General features: G+C 58.1%; 13 protein-coding genes and 3 pseudogenes. 7 read left to right on the top strand and 9 right to left on the bottom strand.

What is annotated here, in order from left to right; translation table 11 throughout:
- Positions 1–105: 105 nt before the first annotated feature.
- Complete coding sequence (locus AC0L28_RS28755) at positions 106–321, bottom strand: helix-turn-helix transcriptional regulator (protein WP_473481593.1); 216 nt, start codon at positions 319–321, stop codon at positions 106–108.
- Positions 322–451: 130 nt separating this feature from the next.
- Positions 452–3,500 (bottom strand): annotated as a pseudogene (gene traA / locus AC0L28_RS28750) (Ti-type conjugative transfer relaxase TraA).
- 172 nt (positions 3,501–3,672) lie between these two features.
- Here traA and AC0L28_RS28745 point away from each other — a divergent pair.
- Both AC0L28_RS28745 and AC0L28_RS28740 read left to right on the top strand, forming a co-directional pair.
- The gene (locus AC0L28_RS28745; protein ID WP_473481592.1) at positions 3,673–3,999 is read left to right on the top strand and encodes a conjugal transfer protein TraD; all 327 of its coding nucleotides are present in this window, start codon (positions 3,673–3,675) and stop codon (positions 3,997–3,999) included.
- Position 4,000: 1 nt separating this feature from the next.
- Positions 4,001–4,240: a conjugal transfer protein TraD gene (locus AC0L28_RS28740; protein ID WP_473481563.1), complete on the top strand. Its 240-nt coding sequence runs from the start codon at positions 4,001–4,003 to the stop codon at positions 4,238–4,240.
- Positions 4,241–4,504: 264 nt separating this feature from the next.
- On the opposite strand, the gene avs3b is transcribed toward AC0L28_RS28740, so the two are convergent.
- Together avs3b and avs3a are read right to left on the bottom strand one after the other, a co-directional pair.
- The gene (gene avs3b, locus AC0L28_RS28735) at positions 4,505–5,359 is read right to left on the bottom strand and encodes an AVAST type 3 anti-phage proein Avs3b (RefSeq protein WP_473481562.1); all 855 of its coding nucleotides are present in this window, start codon (positions 5,357–5,359) and stop codon (positions 4,505–4,507) included.
- Positions 5,280–11,582: an AVAST type 3 anti-phage nuclease/ATPase Avs3a gene (gene avs3a / locus AC0L28_RS28730; RefSeq protein WP_473481561.1), complete on the bottom strand. Its 6,303-nt coding sequence runs from the start codon at positions 11,580–11,582 to the stop codon at positions 5,280–5,282. Before avs3a ends, avs3b begins: the two co-directional genes overlap by 80 nt.
- A 183-nt stretch (positions 11,583–11,765) precedes the next feature.
- Here avs3a and AC0L28_RS28725 point away from each other — a divergent pair, with 183 nt between their 5' ends.
- Positions 11,766–12,938 carry a hypothetical protein gene (locus tag AC0L28_RS28725; protein WP_473481560.1) on the top strand — a complete coding sequence of 391 codons (1,173 nt, stop codon included), beginning with the start codon at positions 11,766–11,768 and terminating at the stop codon, positions 12,936–12,938.
- A gap of 16 nt (positions 12,939–12,954) precedes the next feature.
- On the opposite strand, the gene AC0L28_RS28720 is transcribed toward AC0L28_RS28725, so the two are convergent.
- Positions 12,955–13,578, bottom strand: coding sequence for a hypothetical protein (locus tag AC0L28_RS28720; RefSeq protein WP_473481559.1), 624 nt, complete (start codon positions 13,576–13,578; stop codon positions 12,955–12,957).
- Positions 13,579–13,740: 162 nt separating this feature from the next.
- Between AC0L28_RS28720 and AC0L28_RS28715 the strand changes: the two are divergent.
- Positions 13,741–13,919: pseudogene (locus AC0L28_RS28715) on the top strand (IS66 family transposase); the annotation flags it as partial.
- A 569-nt stretch (positions 13,920–14,488) separates the two neighbouring features.
- On the opposite strand, the gene AC0L28_RS28710 reads toward AC0L28_RS28715, so the two are convergent.
- Positions 14,489–15,235 carry a hypothetical protein gene (locus AC0L28_RS28710; RefSeq protein ID WP_473481558.1) on the bottom strand — a complete coding sequence of 249 codons (747 nt, stop codon included), beginning with the start codon at positions 15,233–15,235 and terminating at the stop codon, positions 14,489–14,491.
- A gap of 196 nt (positions 15,236–15,431) precedes the next feature.
- On the opposite strand from AC0L28_RS28710, the gene AC0L28_RS28705 reads away from it, so the two are divergent.
- A complete protein-coding gene (locus AC0L28_RS28705; RefSeq protein WP_473481557.1) occupies positions 15,432–17,603 on the top strand; it encodes a nuclease-related domain-containing protein in 2,172 nt (723 codons plus the stop codon).
- A 21-nt stretch (positions 17,604–17,624) separates the two neighbouring features.
- On the opposite strand, the gene AC0L28_RS28700 is transcribed toward AC0L28_RS28705, so the two are convergent.
- From AC0L28_RS28700 to AC0L28_RS28690, 3 genes are all read right to left on the bottom strand, one after another.
- Positions 17,625–18,425 carry a TIGR02391 family protein gene (locus AC0L28_RS28700; protein WP_473481556.1) on the bottom strand — a complete coding sequence of 267 codons (801 nt, stop codon included), beginning with the start codon at positions 18,423–18,425 and terminating at the stop codon, positions 17,625–17,627.
- A 168-nt stretch (positions 18,426–18,593) separates the two neighbouring features.
- Positions 18,594–19,583, bottom strand: coding sequence for a hypothetical protein (locus tag AC0L28_RS28695; protein WP_473481555.1), 990 nt, complete (start codon positions 19,581–19,583; stop codon positions 18,594–18,596).
- 71 nt (positions 19,584–19,654) lie between these two features.
- Complete coding sequence (locus AC0L28_RS28690) at positions 19,655–20,200, bottom strand: DUF6650 family protein (RefSeq protein WP_473481554.1); 546 nt, start codon at positions 20,198–20,200, stop codon at positions 19,655–19,657.
- Between the two features lie 273 nt (positions 20,201–20,473).
- Between AC0L28_RS28690 and AC0L28_RS28685 the strand changes: the two genes are divergently transcribed.
- Both AC0L28_RS28685 and AC0L28_RS28680 read left to right on the top strand, forming a co-directional pair.
- Positions 20,474–23,221, top strand: a complete 2,748-nt coding sequence (locus AC0L28_RS28685; RefSeq protein ID WP_473481553.1) for a UvrD-helicase domain-containing protein — start codon at positions 20,474–20,476, stop codon at positions 23,219–23,221.
- A gap of 146 nt (positions 23,222–23,367) precedes the next feature.
- A pseudogene (locus tag AC0L28_RS28680) lies at positions 23,368–23,891 on the top strand (Ros/MucR family transcriptional regulator).
- The last annotated feature ends 290 nt before the right edge of the window (positions 23,892–24,181 follow it).

Here is a 24,181-nt window from a genome sequence, read left to right as displayed (position 1 = left end):
CCGCTTCTCACATTCCAAGCCGCAAGTCCGCTTCCGGCTATTCTCAGTCGTCGAACATCAGAGAGGACTGTTCAACGATGGGCGCAACGTGCCACTCTACCGCCACTAGTCGCTGTATTTTCGTGATGCACTTGTGTGCCATGAGACAGGATCAGCGACCCACCGATTGATGTCGGACTCCCTCCATCCCGCACCGTGTAAGCTGATCTTGACCTGGGCCGGGAACGTGCCTTCGCCGATTTTTCGGTACATCGTCGAGCGGGACAAGCCGGTCCGCGCGAGGACGGTCTTAAGGCGAATGATACGATCCAGTTCAGGCATGGCTGCCTTGCCTTTCGCTGAGAGCATTTGGCACCTGCTGGAAACAGACAGGACAACCCAAGGTCGCCGCGCAATCAGATTTGTCATCGCGTCGATCTGGGGCGTGGAAACGGTGGCAAATCGGAGGGTTTCAAAGCCCGAGGCCCCGTCCCCTGCCGACGCCATGGCTGAATGCGAGTTCCGCCCCGAGTCGGCGGCCGGAATCGACGTGAAGGCCCAGCTCGCGCTTGCGATTGGCGAGGAGCGATTCAAGCTGCGGATCGCGTGCAAGGCTTTTGGCCATGTCGGACATGGCCGAGCGCGTTGACTTGTAGCCGGACATGTCGCCGGCCTGGTATTGGCGCTGGCTTGTCCTTTCCAGTTTTTGCCAACGTTCCACGAAACGATCGGCACGGCGGCCGGGATCGATGTCCAGTCCGGTGCGGATTTCCGTCTCAAGCTGGAGAGCAAGCACGACGCGACTGACGCGGCCGACGCCCGCCTCGCGGACAAGTTCTGGATTTTTCACATAGGCCGCTTCGGCATCGCGCCAGCCATGCGGCCGAACCTTTTCGAACGCGCTGCGGGCATCCCTCAATTCGCGCATCTGGTCGGGACTGCCCTGCCCGTCCGCATTTCCAGTACTGAGGATCGCGTCGAGCGCACGCGCGTGACGCACAAGCGCCTTCGTGCGAGCACTGCGCAACGCCGCTTCCGCGTCCACCGGCACATTCGTGTCGCGCAGCACTCCAGTGGCGGGAGTTTTCCTTTCGGCCGTCGGGCCTGCATCTCCGATCCGCGCCCCAACATTTTCCCTTCCCGGCCCAGGTCCACGTTCCTGGCTGGGCTCATCGTCTCCGGGCGAGCGCAAGCCGTCCAGCAACCCGCCGATCCTGTCGCGCAGCGTCTCCGGAACGATCCGACGCACGATCTCGACCACACGCTCGCGGAATGTAATGCCGCGCCGCTCGGCATAGTGTTGTGCCGGGTCGACCTGCTTCGTAATCCGAAGCCATGTCCTTGGCGCGGTCACGTGACAGGGTGCGGTCCAGCCGCTCCCGCGTACTGAAGTCGTCGCCACCGTAATGCAGGTCCATCCCGTCTCGATGCCGCGACAAGGCAACGTAGCTGCCATGCGCATCCATGCCCGGCGTCGCCAGGACATGGGTGCGGTCGACGGTCATGCCCTGCGCCTTGTGAATGGTCGCGGCATAGCCGTGGTCGATATGGGCATAGTCCTTCATGTCAAAGCGCACCGACCTGCCATCATCGGTGCGCACGGTCATGCTCTGTGAGCTGACCTCTTCGATCACGCCGAGCGTGCCGTTCTTGACGCCGAGGCCACGCTCGTTGCGTAGGAACATGACGCGATCGCCCTTGGCGAAGTTTCTTGGGCCATGTTCGACAGTCACCTGAACCTCGTCGCCGAGATCGCCGGCAATGCGCATGCGCTCGCGCGCTGCTTGGTTCAGCGCGCGCACCTGGTCGTTTGTGTGGGTGAGGATGATCCGGCTGGCCTCTGGATGCGCCTGCCTGTCGCGATCCCAGCGCTCGACGAGTTCACCTCGCGCTTCCTCGCGCGTTGCAGCCTGATGCACCATGCCTTGCGCGTCGTAAGCGCTGATCGCGGCACCGATCCTGCCGGTTGCCAGATCGCGCGTGGCATCGCGCTGCCAGTCCTCGCGCTGCCGGCGCACCTGACCAATTTCGACGCCGCCGTGTCGCTCGTGGAGAGAGCGGAATGCAGCGCCGGCTTCGATTGCCTGCAGCTGCTGTGGATCGCCGACGAGGACAACTTTTGCGCCAACGTCCGCCGCATGGGAAAGCACGCGCTCCAACTGGCGCGTGCCGACCATGCCGGCTTCGTCGATCACCAGGACATCACGCGCGGTGAGCAGATCACGGTCCTGTCCCCAGCTGTGCTCCATACTGGCGATGGTGCGTGACGGGATGCCTGAACCGCCTTCCAGATTCTCGGCGGCAATACCAGAGAGTGCCGCGCCTCGAACCTCGTAGCCCGCCGCTGCCCATGCCTGGCGCGCAACGCCCAGCATGGCGCTCTTGCCCGTTCCGGCAAAGCCGACGACGAGACCAAGACCGCGACCATTCGTGATGTGATCCAGTGCATCGGTCTGCTCGCCTGACAGGATAAGGCCGCGTTGCGCAGCCCGCGCCAGTGCTGCCTCGCGATGTGCGTTACTTACCGCGTGTCGCTCGTCCAAATCAATGCGTTCCGCCGCGCGGTGAAGGCGCTTTTCGGTCTCGATCATCTGCCTTGTGGTGAAACGGCCTTCGCCGCGCCGGTCCTTGCCGAGTTCGACCAGATCGGGTGCGTTGCTGATGGCTGCCACCACCGCGTTGAACTGCTCCACTCCGTCGCTGTGGCGATGCGCAAACTTCGCCATGTCTTTTCGGGTGAAGGTCGATTGCTGATAGGTGATGGCGTCGAGCGCCACGGAGGGATCGGCAATGATGCGCGCACCATTGTTGCGCGCGATCTCGCGATGCAGTTCGGCGCGATCTGCTTCACTGTCGCCAGCAGCAAGGCCACCGCCCTCGATGCGTTGAGCCGGTGCACCAATCTGCGTCTGCGGCTCCAGGGCAATGCCCTGCGCTTCCAGACTGCGATGATCGATGCGCGCGTCGATGTCGAGTTCGGCCAGACGTTCATTGGCCAGTTCCGCCCACCGCTCGCGCCAGCGCTCGACCAGCTCGGTACTGTTCCAGTCTCGAACCTTGGCACCAAAACCGTTCTCGTCCACGGACCGCATGGTGAGCATGACATGAGCATGAGGTTTGGGACTGCCATCCTCTGCCCTGTCCCAGTGCACATTGAGATCGGCAACCATACCTCGGCTGACAAATTCGGCCTGCACGAAGTCGCGCGCCAGTTCGATGCCTTGCGCCTGGCTGAGTTCACGCGGCAGGGCAAACTCCACCTCGCGGGCAAGCTGCGCATCCTTGCGCACCTCGAAGGCCTCGACGTCGTTCCACAGGCGTTCGCGGTCGCGCCAGGCCTCCGGCGCATTCTCCGGCAGCATCACCTCGGAATGGACGACGCCGCGCTTGGCCGAGAAGTCATGGCTGCGTTCGATCCGCGCGTCGCGCAGCCGTGAGGCCGAGCGGTAGGCAGCAGAGGCCACAGCGCTGCTCCCGACCTTGCGGCCAATGACCTTGACGTGAAGATGATAGATCGCCATCGCGACCAAATCATTTGCACGGCAAAGCCCACGTCGGCACGACGTATAAGCGCGCCCTCCCTCGAAAAAATCTCGGGATGGACCAGCCCGTCCCGGGCTGTCTCGGCAACCCTGAAGCCTTTTGGCAAGCGCTCCCCTATCATCGCCGCATCTACAATTGATGGAGACAGCCATGCGCAAACCACGAGACTTCGACGCCGAACTGAAGGCGCTGGAAGACAAAGCGCGAGAACTCAAAACGCGGAAGGTGCAGCAACTTGGCGAGCTGGTGATCGCCATCGGCGCCGATCAGCTCAGCACCGACGAACTGGCCGGTGCGCTTGTCGCAATCACCGAGACGAAAGACGCCGCAAAACGTGAGGCATGGGCCAAGCGTGGAGTGATGTTTTTCGAGAGCCGGTCCCGGCGAACTGCTCCGGCATCTCAGCGCAACCCTCGCAGCGATCCAGCGCAAGCCGGCAGCCTACAATCGACTTCAAGCGGTTCTGGCTCGCAGTGACATGAGGACATGGCAGGTCGAGCGTCGCAAGCGCACACGGCAGCTCATCGAGCTTGGCGGGCTCGTCGTCAAGGCAGGTATCGTCGAACTCACCAATGACGATCGCACCACCATCTACGGAGCGCTGCTTTGGATCGCCGCCAAACTGCAGAGCCATGAAGGCGAACATGCTCGGAACCTATGGCTAGCGAGAGGAAGGCAAGCGTTCGATGCGGAACGGCATGAAGAGCGAAAGGATTAGTGGCGAGATCGAGCCCGGAGGAGCAACAAGAAAAATCGTCAGGGAGCCACCCGGTTTGCAGCGAGTGGGGCGCAGCCGAGCGATTGGGGGATGGTATTTTTTTTGTTGCCAAGGTGTGAGGGTGGAGCCCTCTGACCCCTATCTTGGGCAAAGGATCGTCACCCAACGGGCGGAGATGCGCAGCGGCTTCGTGCGCGTGCGCCTAGAGCCCGGTCTTGCTCCGCGGCACGACCCCCACAAATCGTCAAGTAGTCTACGGAAGGCTCAAAGCTTCTTCGTTGGCCTTTTGCGGCGAGACCGACGCTTTTCGATGATCAACTGTGCAGGCTTGGCCAAACGGGAAACAGCAGTCTCTTTAAGGGCTTTGGGTCTTTTGACTTTTGCGTCAGGCTTGCCGTTGAGTTGGCTTTCGTATTCCTCGATGACCGTTGTTGCGAGTTCCACAAATCCGCGTAGCTTGTCTGCGCGATCCTTCAGCAGCTTCCGCTGCTCTTCGTCGGGATCGCTTGTGTCGGCGAGATCGCCGTCTGAAATAATGATCCGCAAGATCGGCAATTCAATCTGCTCAAGGCCGGCCTTCTGGGCAAGCGCGATCCATTCTTTTGACTTGTCGATCGCGTTGTCTGCTGCGTTCGCCAGGCATTGCCTGATGAGGATGCGCGCCGAATAGTCGAGACGCTCCGCCAATTGCAGCCATTGTTGCGACTCCTTGCTCTCTTTGCGCACACTCTCAGGTGGCAACGGAGGCGGGAAATAGCGAAACGGCCCGGCGTCAGTATCGAGTGACGCCAACGTTCTTAATATTGGTTCCAGTTCCTGAAACGGACGGCTGCCACTTGGCAGCTCGTGCCTGTGCTGCCAAAGCGCGAGGATCGCATCGCGGCATGCTACGACTCGATGCGCGAGATCCTTCACAGTTGCCTGCTCGGCATTTTTGATTTGCTCCGCAAGGTAATGGACCATCCAGCGCGACAGGGTGTCGTTGGTGTCGGCGAGCTTCAGTTCGGCGATGAGCTTTTTGCCAAGGGCCAAAATCGCGTCAGCATGTTTGGACACTTCCGTCGGATTTGATGAGGAAGAGTTGGACTGTGGGCGGGGCTTTCTTGCTGTCATCGTCATCTCGGCTTTCGTATCGAGAGTAGCTGCGCCGCCGTTCTATTTCCACTTTAACGATCATGTTCATGTCGAGCTTGCGCAATAGCTCTCGAACGAACGGCAGCGAAGCCTGGGCCCGGCTGCCGCGCTTGTCGCCGGCATCATCGTCCTTTTCGTGAAACACCCCCCAGGTTTCGCTGAGTATGGCAGCCGGCCCCTTGTCACCCAGCCGCCAGCAGCGGCTTTCGCGGTCGGCGGTCAGTTTCATCGCGTCGATAATCACACGCGCGGGCCGCGGTGCCGGGTAGCGAATATCCCCTGCCCACGGGTCTTTGTCGTCAATACCCCGGTCATGCGTGCGATCAACAATCCAGCCTTTCAACTGAAATGCCCCGAAGTCGATCTGGCGGTCATCTTCAGCATTCGGAATCAGGTAGTCATCGGGGTCATCAGCGCTTTGCAGCGCGCGAAGCAGCGCCGATGCCCTCTCGGCCGAAACAAGGGCACTTCGGATCGTGCATTCTTCGCGTTGCCTGCCTGACGAAGCATCCCAATGCCCCCAAAGCGTCACCATTCCCGGCGATGGGGAAAACACACGATCTATGTCCGCGCGGCGAACGGATGAAGGCCAATCGGTGTCTTTGATGTCATTTTTCGAGGAAAGAATATCGAGCGGGATAGGGTCTCGCCGGTCAGCGAGCCAATAGCCGTCCTGGCGGGACAAGTCATGGTTCGAGCGGAGCCATTCCGAAAAGTCGTCCTCGGTCGAGTCCGGGCTACGATAGGTCGGCGTAGTGGCCAAAAGCTGCCCAGCCACGACCATCGTGGCATGGGATCCTAGGTAGAACCGGAGATCATCAACGCTCGGGTACGAACTGTTCGAATGCCGTGTGTCATCATAGTCGAACATCTTGCGCCGGCTTCGGGCATCTTCTTCCCAGTGCAATCGACCGGGATACTGCCAGTCCGCAGTTATGACTGTTGCGGCCCGCTGCTGGACGTCGTTGCCTAGAAGGCCGAAGCATTTCGCTAATGGCGGGAACCAATATGATTCCATGTCATAGTCAAAATAGAAGCGATCATCGTCGACCGCCTTTGGCGACGAACGCGCGCTTCCGCGCTCATACGAGTGTCCTTCAATCGCCGGGAACGGCGACACGTTCGCGGTCACGATTTGTGCGCGCAATCCTGCATCCAGCAATCCGGCATCGATCAGTGCGAGCGCAGCCCGCTTCGCCAATTCACGAATGACAACATGAGTCTCCGATGGGGCAACGTGTTTGAGGATGAAATCAGCATGGTTTTCCACAACGTCGGGGCAGTCCCCGGCTGCCCGGGCAAGAGCGATCAGCAGCCACTGGCGCGCATGCATGCTGTAGAAAAACAGGCTGGCGTCGGCAAAGGCACCACCCGAATTGCCGTCGACAAATGCCACCAGAGCAGAAACGATCCTGTGATGCCGAAGCACGCAGAGACCATGAACCACATGCGCGGCCTCCCAACGCCCTGACGCTCGGGGCGAAGCCAGCGCGCCGAACACATAACCTGCAACGGCGCTATCGATGTCCCCTGCTGGCGCAAGGGCCGCAGACCATGGCCCATCGCCGTCGGTCTCTTTAAGGACGGCATCGAAAAGTTTCAGGCCAAAGCCAAGCGCGTCTAATGCTTCGTTTCGGGTCAGCCTGCCGGCAAGCAGCCCCACAAGCGTAAACAACCGGCGAACATCTATTATCTCTGTAACTTCGCCGATACCTGTCAAAACGACGTCAAGCACATCGCTTTCAGGAACACCGGCCAGCTCGCAGGCGGTCTTGAACGGCAGCACTTCGTAGTACCGGCCACGGGTCACCTCCATGCAATACCGGCGGCAGAAGGTGCGCAAGGTGGTTGCAATCGCGGCCTTCACCGAAAGCCTTGCTTTCCAATCTGCGGGGAAATTCTCGAGGAAACTTCGCAGATGGTGAAGGTCAAATTCAGGCACTGCGGTCAATGCGGCAACAAACTCGGCTTCCTTCCCTGTGGGAATGCGCGCGATGGCCTGCTGGAAAAATTGATCCTGATAGAATGGTGGCTCAGTTTTGTGGAATCGCTGCTGGGCTTGCGAGAGTTCATTAGCCACAACGGGATTAACGCCTCGGAAAATAGCACGCCAATCTTTCTTGGCATCTTCTTTCCAGCGCTTGGATAGGAGGCCTTTTCTGGTGCCCTCGTCGTCCTCGCCTCTCTCTTCGCTGCGCTCCTGGTGATTAAGACGCTCTTGGACACCAGATGCGACAATGCCGTGCTTGGCGAAAAGGTCCTTTACCTTGCGCCAGGTCGAGACCGTGTGCCCCTGCATTTTTATGTAATGGTAGCCGAAGTCCGCAACAGACTGTTTCTCGGCTTTCGTTCCACAGGCTTCGAGCGCGGAAGCGAGTATATCCGCCTCATCCCATTCCGCACGGAACCCAATCAGGGGAATGGCCTTGCGGGCGTCCAGCACTTTCCGTTCAATAAGGAACTCGGCCGCTATCCGCAAAACCCTGCCGGCCCTACCAAAGGCACGGTCGCGCCACCGGCTCAATATGGCGAACGACGATACCGGGCACAGAGCTGCAATCGCCTCGACGGTTCGATGCCAGTCGAAATGCTTGTCCCGCGCAACGTAGTCATAGGTTACTTCGGCACATCGGGCAAGGTTGTACGCCATTTCGGGAATAGGTTGGGCCTGATCGGCGGCGGCTTCGGCTAAATCCAACAGGGCCGCCCAGCGGTCCGTATTTTCGTTGCCAACCTTGCTGGCGACGTCGACAGCTTCATCGAAATAGGCGTTGGCTTCCGACCGGCTTGCGGCGAGCACCGATCTTGCCAAGCTTACGTACATTTCGGCTTTTGAATCGGCGTCCTCGCGTTCATCCTTCGTCAGTTGAAACGCTTGGGTCGCGTATTGAAGCGCGTAGCCTGACAGTCCCCCAACACGCGCCATAAAGCGCGCAAGCCGCGCGAGCGTTGGCGTGTAAAGGGGCCGCTTCAACCCTGCAACCCAATCCATGAACGTCTTGATAGAGCTGCTGTTTGTCGCCTTGGCGTGCACAAGGACGGCTAACCAGAGGTCTGCAACTTGGTCGGCGGTACGCCACTCTTCACGGTGGTTGATCCGCGCGGCAGAAGCAGACTCTTTGATGGTCAGCGAAATTGCATCCGCCAACCCTGCCTTACCAGCTTTTCCTATCAGCCGCTCAGCCCGAAGAGTATGCCAGGGCAACAAGGCGCCGACGTCCTCCTTGAACTCCTGGGCTTCTTGCGAATGGGAATAGTGGTTTTCTTTTTCAATCTCCGCACGAAGCTCGGCATGGGCAAGGTCAAGCAGTTCCAGCGGCTTTCCAAGCAGTGCCGCCCGCAGGGTGTAAGCTCGAAGGATCGGTGACCGCGCGTCGTTGAAACGGGTGCCTAAACCGCGTGGAGGCTCTTTGGGCAAATAGCGCGACATAAGCTTGGCGAGCGCTGGTTCGGTGCCGATGGACAATCGGTGGCATGCCTCGACCAACGCTGTAACCGCAGTCAAGGGGCGCTCATGGCCGCTCCAATTCTCTCCTGTCTCGAACGTGAATGATGGCTTGGACAGGTGCTTGAGGCATTTTGCCAGAGCGGCCTTGGGCGGCGTGCGGTTGACTTCGCCCAGTTCTACGACGATAGCTAGCAGCAGATAGACATTGTCTCTTGCCGCAAGCGCAAGCGCGTCAAGGTCTTTGTATCGGCTGTGATCAACGAAGCGACGCGCAAGGTAGCGACCGACACCAAACGGAACCGAAGGCGGCGTCCATCCTTTCAGACTGTTAACGCAAGCACCCGCGCCATGAATGTTGAAGTATGCGATGGCCATTTCACCGATGTCATTTTCGGTCACCCTTTCACGGCTGCGTTCCTTGTCGGTGAGCCGTGACCAGTTGCGGAGCCACTCCGCAGCCATTCGCAACCGGCTGCGCGCATCGCCTAGCAGCTCCGCATGGCCAGACATCAGCGCAGCTTCATAGGCGTTGTGTGAGCCGACCCAACGCGAGCCAAAGATTTTACGCGAAACAAGTTCCTGAATGCGGTCCCCTTCCATGAGGGCCGAAACCAAATCCGTGTTTCCCTGCAGCAGCGCCCGCTGGCGCTCGTCGCCTGCCGTCTCACCCCCGGTTTTCAATGCGAGCTTGGCAGCATCGAGGTAGCGCTTGGCGCGGAGGCTCGCCTTCAGGGCAAATTGCAGGCGCTGAAGCTCGACATCACGCCGGTCGAGCGGGTTGAGTTCCGGGAGCCCCTCCGATGACAGTGCGAGCGCTACCAACTCGTCAAACTGCCCAGCCTCCAGCATAAGTTGCGGCAGCGCTGCTGCGACATAGGCGCTACCCGACGAAAGTGGTTTGATGCTGGCAATGAACGCAGTGAGATCGGCCGCTGTCGGCCTGAACCTTTCCCGGAACCAGCTTTCGGAAGGCTCGTCAAAAAACTGGATGGTTTCGCCCGTGACGATAAGCGGGCGCCGAAGGTCATATGCAAAGCTCTTGATGGCCGAGGCCGAAACTCCTGACATCGAAGACAGGACCGAAATCGGAACGAGCGGCCGCAAGGCAGCAAGGGCTGCACAGATGCGGTCGATCTGGGTTTTCTCTACGGAGCCGGCCTCATCGCGCATTTTGGCAATCGCGGCGGACAGCAGATTGCCAATTGCTTTTTCGACGGTGGTCGGATTGGGGCCAAGTTCGCGGAGAATTTCTGGGAGCTTCCCGCTGCCTGAAAGGGCAAGCGATTGAACCCGCGGATTCTTGGAGCTAAGGCGGTGAAATTCGTCGATATCCCGTTCACTGGCATCGGGGAAAGCCTGACGCAGATGGGCGGCGGTCTCATCCCGGCTGAAAGATTCCAGCTCTAGCGACAACGTGTTCGGCGGCGGGTCCAATTTCTCCTGGCGGTGAGACCTGCAAAGCGCGACGATGCGCACGCCGTCCGGTATCTGGTCCCTCAGCAAATCGCGGATGAAAGCGCGCGCCTCGCCAATCTCTTCCGCCGCCATCTGTGCGTTGTCAGCGGCATCGATGATGATACAAAGCAGCGCATCCGGATTTTCCGCACGAAGAAGGCCGGCGACCTGCTTAAGCCTAAAGATGAATTTCTTCAGGTAGTCACTCGCCCCCGCGTGTGATGTCGGGATCAAGAGGTGACACAAGGTTTCTCCGGCAAGCTCATTTGCGATTTGAACGAGGGCATCCTTGTGGCGGTGGCGATAGCCGGTGGCGCTGCGATACTGGCCATTCCCAAAGCAATCGTAGAGGACGCTCCCCGAGCCCTGCGGAAGTCCGAGATGAATGCGGCTGGCAAAGATCGACTTGCCAATGCCGCCTTCAGCATGAACCACGATGGGCCGGTTTGCAGCCCCGATAATGGCGTTGACGAGGTCGCGTTCCTGTTCGCGCGGAATGGCGTTGCTTAGCTGCTCGATGCGGCACGGCGCGGGATAAAGCCGTCCTTCGTCGACCTTTAACGCCCGAAGCACATCCATGCGTTCAATGCTGGGATTGGATGCGGCCTCAGAAAGAGCCTTGCGATTCACGAGCTCCTTTAGCTGGACTGGTGCATCGACATCCGCATCCGGCAAATACTGGCTGACATCCTGGAAAAGGATATTTCTTTGGTCCCACAGCGCATCGTGCCTGCCCTCAAGCTTCAGCAACTTGCAAAAATCCGCGAGTTTAGCTCCTTTAAGACCAGTGTATGTTTCTAGCTTCGTTAGGTCGGCCGGCTTGACCACAAGTCCTTTCGCCGCGTTCTCGACTGCTGCAATCACCGCCTGGCTGATTGGCCGGTTCGATACGAAAACAAACTCGAGGGTGGGATAGCCACCATTCTTCGAAGAGCCAGTGAGAATGGCTTTGTACCGTTTGGCAAAGCCGGCGATCGTGTTTTCAAGCCCGCTTGCTGGCCAGGGCTTGTTCGGCGCCTCGGTCGAATGTTTGAGCTGGATGTACCGGACAAGGGTTGCCTTAGCAAAATCACGGTCCCCAAAGTACTCGGCGAGATCGATCACTTCCTCTCCGGCTGTGATCGGTCCCTTTGCGGTCTTATCTGATGGGGATGCGCCCTCAACAGTTACCGATTTGAGATCCGATCCGGGCGGAAGAAGATGAAGGCAGCGGCGCGCCGCCCACAGGTAGTGAAATTGGTCTCCGTCACGGCTCGGTCTGACCAGATTGGTGGTCGTGGCTTTCTTTTTCGCAGGCTTGCGCAAGGGACTTATCAACTCGCCATGATGGGATTATTGGGATTTAGTGCGATTCTGATTCGCGATCATAGTCCGAGCCAATACTTCCTGACGAAAACTTTCAACTAACCGCTTTAATTGGCTATAAATTACTCCTTATCAGCGCATTGGCCGGCTTACGATTGCGGTAGCCTTTGGTGGGAACCCATATTGGAAACACTTGGTCGTAAGTTTCTTCTCCCGAAGTTCGTTGCCCTGGATTCCTCCCACCTTGGCGCTATCGCCGGGGACAAGGCGAGCGCAGACAGCGCGCGCTTAAGGCGGGCCGAAGCCTTCGATCAGGCTTTCATGGAGACCGGCAGTGTTTTGCTGCTCTCTTGGCATCATTTTCAGGAGCTGTTTTCGCACCGAAGCGAGGAAGTGGCCGCGCAGCGTGTCGCGTACCTTCAGTCGCTGCCCCTGGTCGCTGCCATCGACTCCTTCCTGAAGGAAGACATCGTTGGTTCAGTCGCCGACCTGCAATCCTTCGAAATAGCCGCCGCATTTCAAAATCCGGCGACGAGCGCGCCCGCCGTGCGCGAAGAAGCGGCACGAAATATGTTTCGCATCACGAGCGGCGCTGATCTCGTTCGGCCATTTCTCGAAAGCTGGACGGCGCTGCGTGAAGGTTTCAGCGACAGCGAAGAACACACCCGCGAAGTGGTGGCCATTTCAAAATCCGACTTTGCCGGCAACTCTGACGCCAAGATAATAGACCTCTTGAAGGATAAGATGCGGGCGCCGGATGATATGCTGCGGCAGTTCCAGCGCCTCCATCACGGCCTTGCCGCAAATATCAGGGAGCGTGGTGATACGCGCATTCCCGACGCGGACCATACAACGCGCGCTTTCATGAAAGACATCATACGCATTGGCACGGAGGTCGTTCGCCCCGACAATCCCGGCCTCCGGATTCTGCAAGCCTGGGGATTTGACCTGTCGGATATCGGCCCCGACACGACCCTCGGCGACATCGGTGACATGGCGGTTTTCCGCAGAAAACTGGAAGTGCTGAACGCAAAGTTAAGGCTGCCCTGGCCGGAGCTCATTGCGCGTGTAAAGGAGGACCGATTGCCCTCGGGAATCATCTACAATGCCATTCGACGTTTCCACCCTGATACCCATGAATGGGACGGTAGTGAACTGACAGACCGCTATCTGGCCTGCCTCGCCGCTTATGCCGACGTGACCTATGTCGACAAACGAACCTATGAAGCCTTCAGGCTTGCCCGGCAGAAATCGGAAACATTTGCCGCCCTCACTCGACATGTCGAAAAGGCCGGAAGTTATGACGCGATACCCGGTCAGCTGGCGGCGCGATTTGCACAAGTGGCGACCACCTAACTTTCAAGGCCCGCGTTCAATACGGCATGTCGATCACGGCGCCCGGCTCCCGGTCAGCCAATCCCCAAAACCGCGTTAGAGCGCGCACGTAGCGCGTGAAGTCGCTGTCGGAGAGCTGAATGCCTTCACTAAGAATGGCATGCTCTTCCGATTTTGCAGCGACGGTGTCGTCCGCATAGCGCCAAAGGTGAGGAGCACAGGCACGCAACTTGATCAAAGAACCTCCGTCGCCATGCCGAACGGCGTTTCCTAACAGATGCAATTCCTCGATTGTTTCCCTCACCTGCCCTGTTTCCAGATCGAGGCCATGACGCAAACCCACGCCTCGGACAAGTTTATTGACTTCCACAGTGGCAATACCGGGACGCCGATCGTCCAGGACATGTACCCTTGCCCAAATCCGGAGTTGGCGCTCAAAGAGGCCGTCAAGTGTGAGCGCAAAGCTGCGTCGCGCTTCGAAAGCGAGCATCTTCGACGTGTGCATTTGGGCGTGTTCGAGAAACTCCGCCATGGACGCCGCAGACCCGCTGGTCTTTACGCCGCTATGGATTGGCAGGTTGTCCAGCGCAGGCAGCACGATGCGCTTGTAGAAACGATGAATGTCGGCCTGAAAAATTCGGGGCAGCAAATCTTGGGGCATAGACACCGATTGAATTGAAAATTACTGTTGCATCGACCGTAGCGAAGATGGCAGGCAGACGACCACACGTGGGCTACGGCGCCAAACCTGCTTAGCCAACCGGCCGCCATGTCATTAGCAAGCAGCTTGAACACAACCCGCCTTCACCCGCCTCCTCGGCATGGCCGTATCTGCCTGACCAGCAATGCCGCCGAGCGAGCGCTACTCGGCATAGCCATCGGCCGCAAACCCTCTTCGCCTGTTCCGACTGCGGCGGCGAACGCGCCGCCGCCATGGTTACGCTCATGGAAACCGGCAAGCTGAACGATATCGGCCCGCAAGCCGGGCTCGCCGACACTCTGCCGATCGGGCAGGACTGCATCACCCAGCTAATGCAGCCCGATCGGAGGCCTAAGGACCAGAGCCCGAATGGGTTCTTCGCCCGAACGGGGGGCGACGACAAGGGGGCTTGCCCCGACCAGATCGGCGGCACTGTGGCAGCATGGGTGCCGATGCCGAGATATAGGGTCGAAAGTCTTCGCATAAATTGCTACTCGTCCACCGGAAGCGTGTCTTTGTGCGACCTCAACTCACACGCCGCACCCTTCTTTGCTCCGATCCGGCGGCCACTTCAAAATTGCGTGCAAAGCAGCCACATAACTTCGGGGAATCAAATCACCAGCTAGGTATGCTGGTGGAAGGCTAAGACCCACTCCCCGGTTTCAGGGTCTTGAACCATCTCTCGCTTACACTGCTTCTTGTAGCGCGGGTCTGGATTATCGTTCGACCTGATGCACATATTCAAGGTAGGTCTCAATCTTCGAACTTCCGCTTACCTCACCATAGCGTCCGCCCATGCGTTAAAATCCCGGTTTCGACCCCGGTACAAATGGGAACGGACTGCGTGAGGCACAAGGATTCGCAGACCGACCTAACGCGGCGACTTCAACACGCCAGACGCGAGGCAAGATACGCCAAAAAGCTTCATCTCCCGTTTGATGTTCGTCGTTTCAGCGGGGCTTGCATGAGGTGTAATCATCACTTGATTGATGAACGTCTTCGCCTCGATGTCGATATAGACACCCTCTCTCAATGCCTGCTTGTCCAGCCAAAGGAGTCTCACTTCGTCTTCGAACTTGAAGGCCCGCCGCTTGTGCAACAGCATGGTCGCGGCCATCCGGGTAACTTCTTTCTTCGATCCTTCTGCGATCGACTGAGCCAGACGAATAAGAGTTCTCTCGCCACGATACTGGACGCGGCCTAGAAAAGCGGAGCCAGCGCTGTTCTCGATGAGGGTTTTTGCCGCGTTCACCATCGCATCCACACGACAGCGGATTCGGACAACAGGAGTTTCTTTTTCGGGACCAAAGCCTGCCATTCGCCAACGCGGTTCGTCATGTGCACCTGTGGTCCAACACGAGCCGTACGATTGAAATCCCGACAATGGACCGGGGCGATTGAACAGACGATCGCACCACCACCGCTCATAGGGGTCCTGCCAACATCGAACGGGCGAGAGCCGCAGTTTGTTTGTTTCGAAAATCAACTTGGCGTAACGCCATTCCAGCATGTGATAGAGGAATGGTTTTGTGATTGCGGGATCCGTCATCACTTTCCGGCCGTCGGCGCCGCGCTCGACGAGGGACCAAGAGATGGGATGCTTCTGGTCGATGATCATGACAGATTCCCAAGAGCCCGCTTGGCACTCTAATCGGCTCATTCAGTAGCTAAACCAATAATTTTCACGGTGAGCCGTGTAGAGTTCTCAACTGAATGTCGCACGTGCCCTTGCGAAAACACCAGATCTGCGCTCAGAGATTTCAGCCCATTTGGTCGAAAAGGACGCCGGCGCATTCAAGCCGCAGATAAGTCACATGGAAAAGCAACTTAGCGAAGGCGAGATCAAAGACGCCCTCGACGACTTGTCGTGGCAAAAGCTTAAGACTCACCTGGACGCGATCGAGTTCGATGAAGCGCTCGCCGGTGAACTGCTGGGCCACGTAAGGCGATGCGGGCGGTTAGTTCTCAGATATCCAGACCCGAAACGCGAGAAGCTACGAGACCAGCTGCTCGACGGACTGGCCGCATATCTCAAGGAACGCTTGGGAGACGACGCGCTGTCTTGCTTTGAGAGCGTCCGCGCGACGTTTCGGACGATCGAGGATGGCTATCGTGGCATTCTCACATTGCTCGCTCGCGCTGAGGTATCGAAGTTGCTGCCAGACGTAAGGGTAGCCGCCTACCTACAGCGCGCAAACGCTCAGTATAAGGACGTAAACAAGCGCGCCGCTGCAGCCATACGCCAGGGAGAAACCCTTGAGGCCATGGCAGGCGTTCTCCTGAAGGACGACGATGGCAACGACTTTTCGCCGGATGCAGCCTCCGACGCGATCGTCAAGACTCTGACCAGCACCCTGTTGATGGAAGGGTATACCAACGATTGGTTCGACAAGAATGGCCTGCTCGTCGTGCCAGATTTCGATCCTGCGGATGAGGAAACCATCTACAAGGCGGGCTCCACCGAAGTCCTTGGTATTTGCTGGGGACGGTGGGAACGCACGGAGGAACACCGCAGATTTCTAGAGACGGAGTGGACCGAACTGACGGGCGAGGCCCGTCCAAAGGGGCTGCCCGACAATATTCAGCGCGTAATCGACACAGGCCCGACGGAAACGTGGCTGTGGGATTTCATCGCCAACGAACGGCTGCAGGACCGTCTGGTGCAGACATTCCTGGAGATGTCCTTTGAAACGCGAATGCGTCAGGGATTACGCGGCATCGCCGGACCTGCTCCTCTGCTTCCAGATGCTTACGTGTCGGCCGAGGAGGCTCATTCGGCCGTATCGTTGTCCGCAATATTAGGCTACGCGGTGGTCGAGGATCTTGCTCGGCCCGGCAAACTCCGCTTGGTCGAATGGCTGCGTGGCTACGCATTCCTGAAAGGCCTGGCGGAGGAGCGCTTCGACAGTACCCCTGCTGGCGTAATCCTTATCGAAGAGGCCGAGCTGTCCGCCAGATTGCAGCAGGTGGGGCTCTCTGCGGAGGCGACACGGATCTTTCTCGGGCATGTGTCTTTGGGACGGACCAGCCGCGATATGTATGACTGCCCGCTGGTAAGGACCTCTAGCGGCAAGCTTATTCTCTTCGCTCCAGCCGTTCTCGCAACCCATATTGTCAGCGTCGTCCTCTCAAACCTCTCCAGACTGCGCGAGCAGCTGTCACGAAAGGGAGCCGCTTTCGAGACCAGCGTACGCAAGTTTTTCACTGACCGCGAAATGGATTGCCGGGGCTTTAAGGTCAAACGCGAGGCAGAGGTATATGAATTCGATGCCGTTCTTGTCTGGGGCGACCGTGTTTTTCTGTTTGAGTGTAAGAATCGCAGCCTCTCGGGCCGAAACCCCGCACAGGCGTATTACTTCGCGCTCGAAAACCGCTCCAACGCGCGCCAACTGCAGCGCCAAGCAGACGCGCTTCGGCAATATCCAGATATCCTAACCGAGGAATTTGGCCCTGAGGCTGCGAACAAGGAGGTCGTCCCTTGCATACTAAATTCGCTGCCTTTTTCTTTGCCAGGGTTGCAGGATGGCGTCTACTTCACGGACTGGTCTGCTGTTACGAGGTTCTTCCAGGACAGGTATGTGCACGCAAAGACGGCACACAACGTCACCGATGATGTGACTTTGCTGCATCGATCCGCTCTCTACGATTTATGGCTCGGGGATCAGCCGACGCCGGATCGTTTCATCCGGGCTTTGGACAACCCCTTCCAATTGGAAATCGTGGGTAACCACATCGACATCCATCGCAGCATATTTCCCGTTGGACCCGAGATGGCGGTGGTTTCTCGCGAATTCATGCGGGAAAACACCACGGCGGAATCCATAGCTGAGACTTTGGGCGCTTCCCCAGATCGGCTGCGGGCCGATATCGCCAAGGTCGGACGCGCGGTTAAGAACGTGCGTGCAAGGCATAAACAGTCACTCCTACGAAGAGAAGATCGCGCGTGGCGCGAACGTCGAAAGCGGCGCCCGGACTTAGGCGAATAGGGAGAGGCCAACCGCCTTCAATCAGCTCCGCGGAGGCATGCTGGCAGCGTCCAGGCGACGGTGAATCAACGAAACAAGCGATAGCAAGTCTTCGGCGTCTTCCTTTGACATCGCCCAGTTTATTCGCGCCTCGTGTGCGGTGGGATTGCGGAACATCCCAAACGTCCCTTTCAGGAGATTGCCGAAGCCCTTCTGCTCGTCCTGCTCGCTTTTCGTAGCGAGGGCATTGATTGCCAGCATCGGAGGTGTCCCCGAGAACGCCCTGTCGACGAGCACGGCGCCGTCGTCATCGAGCCCGGTGCGGGACCGCACCTTGGCGGCGATGCTTTTCACCGCTTCGAGCACAGCGTGGAAATAGTTGTCCTGCAGCAGTTCTTGCCGACAGAACTTCATTACGTCCGGATGCACGCCTCGTGAAGCGAGGTCTTCGCGCAGCTCTCGCGCCCGCCGCTCTGCCTGCCCGAGCGTCTCGACCTTTTCTGCCTTCGATAGCTCGCCAGATGCGGCGACCGAAAGCCCCGTGAACGCGAGCGACCGGTTGAGGTTCGCACGCATTGGTTCGAAGCGTTCAGGCTCGCGGACAAACCGCGCCGGCTTCATGGCCTTCCGGATGAACCCAATAATGCGAGTGCGATCGCGGCGCGTATTCTGCTCATGGGCGAAGGCGTTGTAGAGGCGATGTCTTTTCGTGATGGCGGGATCGGTATCCTTGATACGACAGCTCGTCAGAAGGTGACCAATTTCGGGGCCTCTCAATCCCTTCGACGTATCCGCGAGTGCATCCGCAATTGCCTGCAGCTGTTCTTGGGAAAACGAAGCCATAACAACCCCTGTGTTCTGACGTGGTAGCGTATCAGCCCCAAATTGTCACAGAGCATGTAGAATCCCTCGATAGCCAAGCGGCGACTGGTTCGAAGCGGACAACCGCCAAAGCCCCAGGACCTGAAGCTGAAAGGCCCAAAAGGGAGGTTATTGATTTATGACGTTCAGTCATCCTCTCCGATTCAGTAACGCAGCCCAGTCGATTGCCGCAGTTCCGACAGCGAGTGTAGGAGGGGCATCAGCCCGAAAGTAATTTTCGCCCTCTCGAAAATCCACCGCGAGGATCTTCTCATCCGCGAATATGCAATTCGAAAAATCACATTTCTCAAAAGCATATTTATAATTCGCATGATGATTCAGTGAATCAATCGAGCCGACACGAGCGATACCACAATTCTTAAACATGGATCTCTCAAATCGACCGTCCACCGTTACCCGCTTCCATCGCGCTATTGTAACCCCGCTAAACGATGCATTTTCCAGGCTATCAATTTCGTATTCGTCGTCGATCGGAAATTCCCCTCCGAAATATCGTACCGAGGCGAATCCTGGAATATAGTGCCAGTATACAGGATCATCGTCGTAGTGGTAATCCTCTTCGGGTTCCACAACGTAGAAGGTGATGCTTCGGCCGGTATTAAAACCGGCCTCGTCTCCCGACCGCATGACGCCGGAAATCTCTTCTCGATGCCGGTTGCCGTGATAGTTACACATGTGATCTTCGACAAAATCAGCGAGCAGGTTCATTGCGCTCCGCGCGTAGTCCCCTTGCCCGCTATGAATGAGCACACTTAGAGTAGCGACACCAGCAGACACATGGGATGGTTTGCTTGGCTCGCTCAAAAGTTTAGCTCCCTCCTGAAGCAGTTTTGCGCGCCCTTCGTTCTCAGCTTGATTGGCCTGCCTAACGCTAATGGAACCTCGCCAGCTAACCGTGCAGAAAGTTACGAGCGCGAACAGTGCAACACCGAAGGGGGCGAGCGCTTGGGCCAAGCGGGTATCATGCTCGCCATCGAAGCCGTCACTGAAAATGAACAGAAAAGCGATTACGATAGCTACGGCCGTGAACGTCGCACTGACGATCGACAGCACATACCAATGCTTTTCGGCGATAGTTGGCCACTCGCCGGTTGATTCCTTGCCCCTACGCTCGGTCACATAATCCCCCAGCCTTGACGTTTATCCGCACGCACATGTCAGCATGGCGTCAGTCTTGAAGCGCTACAGATTCAATCGTGGCGCTCAACAGCAACGGGGAAGATTGACGCAAGGTCTTCCTCCACGTCTATCTCGAATTCGGCGGCTAGTGCCGAAAGCTGTAATCCGAAGATTGCCCGCAACTCCCCCAACGCCACGAAATAGCCAGGCGTCAACGAGCGCTCGCAATGATCATGCCGCCGGATCGGGGATCCATGATCGACGTCGTTGCGCATGCGATAGGCGATGTTTCGGTAGTCAGGCGGCGCATCCTCCAGAAAGCGCCGGGAGGCTGTGCGCAGATGCCGAACGCGCCGTGCAGCTGGCGAATTCTCGGGAAGGTCGTTCAAGATTTGTGTTAGCTCATTGCGAATCTGAATCACAGACTGATCAACTTGGTCCGGAACCTCGAAATGCATCGGAACGTAGAGCACACGCCGATTCTCCAAGAAATTGAACAGCCGCAAGATCATGGTCCGTTGTGCGACTGGCGGATTCCAGCTCGCGCTAATACTGAGGAACCCGATGCCCGTGAGCCTGCTGCGAATGGCGTCGAAGCTTCGCCGAACAATTGCCATCTACTGCCCCTCCACGCGAGATTCGCATCATTGGCGTGGTAAGACGTAAAATGAAAGTCCGGCGTTTGGTAGGGTGTAACTCGCCGCAACTATCTAGTGAGATAGTTGACGGGCCGACGCGGTTGCGTTGTTTCCCGTGACGGTCGACCAACGAGAGCCGCGGCCTGCATCGGGGCCGAGCAATGTCCGACCACGATGATTTGGAACATCTCAATCTGTTGCTGATATTCGCTCCTGAGGAGCTCTTGCTGACCGAGCGTATTAAACGTGGCCTTGACCAAATTGCTATCTGCTCGCTCGCGGACCTACCGCCCAGGTTTCTTTGCGCGAATGTTTCCAGCGGGAAAATGGAAGCTGACCCTAGACCCGAAAATCTCGGGAAATTTCCGGCTGGCTCAAGATAGCGAGGTAGAGCTTAGCTGCCTCGATATCGTGTCGATTTCCACCAGCAAGGCCCTCTTGTGGCACACGGTGGAGATCCGCGCTCGTGGCAGAACAGATTCACTATCGGCATTGTCGGGTGACGCGGCCGCACAACTGGCCGCAGACCTTCATTCCTTCATCAACACTCACCTCTTTGGACTGATCGCCACCGAGAAGGATCGACTGCTCGATGTCGAAAAAAGGCTTCGCGAGCTTACCGAAGGCAACAGACAGTATCTTGCACAGGCCGATCTGGGGAGGGCCGTTGCCGGCGTCCCAGGCGCCGCAGCGGCGGCCCTCTCTCACCCGCTTCTAAACCCAGACCTGATGCCGGCAGGACTCAAGGCCTCCCTCCCGGCCTCGTTCGCCATGATAACGGACCCGGGCGTTCGTCATGCCTACAACGAGGCTTTCGTCAGCTCGGAATTGAGCAGGTTCCAGTCCTTTTTCGACGACCTCGACCGGCGTTCGTTTTCCGACCAGCAGCGCGAGGCCTGTATCCGCTTGGAGGACAACAACCTGCTGGTGGCCTCGGCAGGCTCCGGCAAATCCGCGACGATGGTCGGCAAGGTTGCCTACGTCCTGGAGAAGAAGCTCTATCGACCTGGCGAGATCCTGCTGCTGGCCTATAACAAGAGCGCAGCCGATGAACTCAGGACGAGGATCGCCGCACAGCTACAGGTCGCGGAGGACGCCCTGGAGTGTCGCGTCACGACATTTCATGCGCTCGGGCGCGGAATCATCGAAGAGGTCGAGGGCCGGCCGCCCCAACTCGCTAACTGGGTGGATCATCCCGCCGGCGAAACCAGAGTCATTGAGGCGATCGTCCAGAACCTGATGGAGAGTGATCCGGAATTCGCCCGGATGTGGGCCGAGCTTCTCGTCGTGCATCCGAAGGCCGACATCCCGATAGAGGTATTTGACGGGCAGGCCGACTATCAGCGCTACGTGTCGGACACCCTTAGAAAGGGTAGCGCCACGATCGGATCCTTGTCAGCTGTGATCGTGAAGTCGTTGCAGGAGAAGAAGATAGCTAACTGGCTTTGGCTGCATTCCGTCGCCTTCGAATACGAGCGGCAAATTGCGGTGGAGGAAGACGGTGGCAGCGTCCGCCATCTGCATCCAGATTTCTACTATCCGCAGATCGAAACCGTGCATGAGCATTTCGCGCTCGATGCGGACGGAAGCTCACCCTTTGCCGACTACGCCGAGCACGCCGAGAACAAGCGGCAGGCATATCGCCGCAATGAGATCGATTTCTTCGAGACCACTTCCGCTCAGGCCAGCGACGAGACGCTGCTCAGCACGCTCGAGTCCGAACTGGCGCGTCGCTCAATACCTTTCGAACGCAAGAGCCATACCGAAATCACCAAAGCGCTCGATCCGGTCATTATCAAGCACTATCACCAGCTGATATCCACCTGCTTGAAGCACATACGTGCCAGCCACCTGACGCTCGACATGCTGCTCGAACGTGCCAAGACCTTGCATGACAAAGAGCGTGCGAAGCTATTCGCTCGCGTCGTCTGGGCGATCACCCAGGCATATTCCCGAAAGCTCGAGGAAACGAAACGCATAGACTTCGATTCAATGATCGCGGACGCGGTCCGGCTGGTTGAGACCGGCCGATATCGGAGCCGCTATTCCCTCATTCTCGTTGACGAGTTTCAGGACATTTCGGAGCCGCGTGCCAACCTCATCAAGGCCCTCAAACAGCAGAAAGCCTTCAGCAAGGTGTTCGCGGTCGGAGACGACTGGCAGTCAATCTACCGCTTTGCAGGATCGGACATAACGATCTTTACTCAGTTCGAGGCCAACTTCGGGACCAGTTGGCAGGGGCGCCTGGAGCAGACATATCGCTGTAACCAGCTCATTGCCGAGACAGCCGCCAAGTTCATCCAGCGCAATCCCGAACAGATCAAGAAGGCCGTCCGCTCAACGCGCCCGGCCGTCCCGCGATCGATCCGAGTCGTTCCCATTGAGGATAAGCGCGACAAGCCGGACTTTGCGGCGGCCTGTCAGCGCCTGCTCGAACGGCTTGATGCCGCTCTGGGTGGCATCGCCGACCGGTGGCGCGAGGAAAAGCGCGGTAAGCTCAAGGTTCTGGTTTTGTGGCGCTACAACGTCCTTGATCCATTCGAGGGGCGGCCGCCGTCCTTTGCCAACATCGAGGTGACCGGGCTGTCGTTTCACCGGGCCAAGGGCCTCGAGGCCGACTACACGGTCCTGCTCGATGTCAGCGAGGGCAACTACGGCGTACCAAGCCGCATTGAAGACGACGAGTTGTTGAACCTGGTCATTCCTCGCCCCGAGACCTTTGCTTACGCAGAAGAACGGCGCCTGTTTTACGTGGCGCTGACGCGTGCCAGCCGAGCGGTCTATATGCTCACCAATCGCCGTCAGCCATCCCGTTACATCCATGAGCTTTGCGAGATCGCCGGCGACGAAGTCCGCTTCGAGACGATTGAGGGGGCCGAATTGAGCCAATGCCCAGCCTGCCTCGTCGGTCAATTGGTCGAGCGACGCAGCAAAGACGGATCGATGTCTCGTAGATGCAATCAGTTTCCCGATTGCAAACACACTGAACCGGCGAGTTGAGCTTTGGTCTAACGGGGGAAGAAGCGGCTGGTAGATTTATCTCGGCATCGCTCACAATTGCGATATACGGAAAATGGGTGATGAGGATTTGACCCCATACCAGGAGCGAATACTCGAGTGATCAAAACGAAGCCGAGACGGCTGATCTGGTTGGGCTGACGGCAGACATTGTCTCTGCCTATGTCAGCCAAAACCCCCTGCCGTCGCTGGGTTGCCAGACCTTATCGCGTCGATCCATTCGTCGCTTACAGGCCTTGGTCAGCCGAATGTTCCCGAGCCGTCTAAGCAGGAACCCGCCGTCAATCCGAAAAGGTCGGTGACGCCGGACTACATCATCTGCCTGGAAGACGGGAAGAAATTCAAATCGCTGAAACGTCATCTTGCGGTTCACTACGGGCTCACGCCAACCGAATACCGCGAAAAGTGGGGATTGAAGCCAGACTACCCGATGGTTGCGCCGAACTACGCGGCCCAAAGATCTACGTTAGCGAAGGCGGCGGGGCTCGGACGCAAACCGCAACCTACCCCAACCCGGCGCCTGCCAAACGAAAGCCTAGGGCTTCGTGAAGGCGGGGCCGTCGGTGCGTCAAACCTCGGACGCGCCGTGAGGGCATTTAGCCTATCGAGAACGTGGTCCAGCGATCTTCGGCGACGTTTACGCTCTTGCTGACCGTCGCCGATAGCAAAAGAGCGCTTCTTCGATAGTGGGTCTTGCGATGTAGCGCTCTCCCGACTCGAACCCCCGAATAAGCGGTTCGATCATGCCTGCATCACTGCATGTCCGGGGCCGCCAACTTCCTTCATGAGCGCGCGAAATTCAGCTGGAGGCGCAAGGCAGAAAGTTCGAAAAGCTCCAGGAAACCCGGTCGATGGCCGATTGCAGAACTATCTGATGACCGGCTTTGGGCCGTCTGCAGACAGGCAGCTTTAAGCCGCTGAGGTCGAAAAACGCTCCTATCG

The organism is Mesorhizobium sp. WSM4847, from assembly GCF_055811335.1.
Note: the sequence above shows the minus strand (reverse complement) of the source record. Positions and strands in the feature narration are given on the sequence as shown.

Excerpts from the sequence above, each read along its gene's own strand:
- AC0L28_RS28755 (WP_473481593.1), bottom strand. The coding sequence starts at position 321 with ATGCCTGAACTGGATCGTATCATTCGCCTTAAGACCGTCCTCGCGCGG.
- AC0L28_RS28745 (WP_473481592.1), top strand. The coding sequence starts at position 3,673 with ATGCGCAAACCACGAGACTTCGACGCCGAACTGAAGGCGCTGGAAGAC.
- AC0L28_RS28740 (WP_473481563.1), top strand. The coding sequence starts at position 4,001 with ATGAGGACATGGCAGGTCGAGCGTCGCAAGCGCACACGGCAGCTCATC.
- avs3b (WP_473481562.1), bottom strand. The coding sequence starts at position 5,359 with ATGACGATGACAGCAAGAAAGCCCCGCCCACAGTCCAACTCTTCCTCA.
- AC0L28_RS28720 (WP_473481559.1), bottom strand. The coding sequence starts at position 13,578 with ATGCCCCAAGATTTGCTGCCCCGAATTTTTCAGGCCGACATTCATCGT.
- AC0L28_RS28710 (WP_473481558.1), bottom strand. The coding sequence starts at position 15,235 with ATGATCATCGACCAGAAGCATCCCATCTCTTGGTCCCTCGTCGAGCGC.
- AC0L28_RS28705 (WP_473481557.1), top strand. The coding sequence starts at position 15,432 with ATGGAAAAGCAACTTAGCGAAGGCGAGATCAAAGACGCCCTCGACGAC.
- AC0L28_RS28700 (WP_473481556.1), bottom strand. The coding sequence starts at position 18,425 with ATGGCTTCGTTTTCCCAAGAACAGCTGCAGGCAATTGCGGATGCACTC.
- AC0L28_RS28690 (WP_473481554.1), bottom strand. The coding sequence starts at position 20,200 with ATGGCAATTGTTCGGCGAAGCTTCGACGCCATTCGCAGCAGGCTCACG.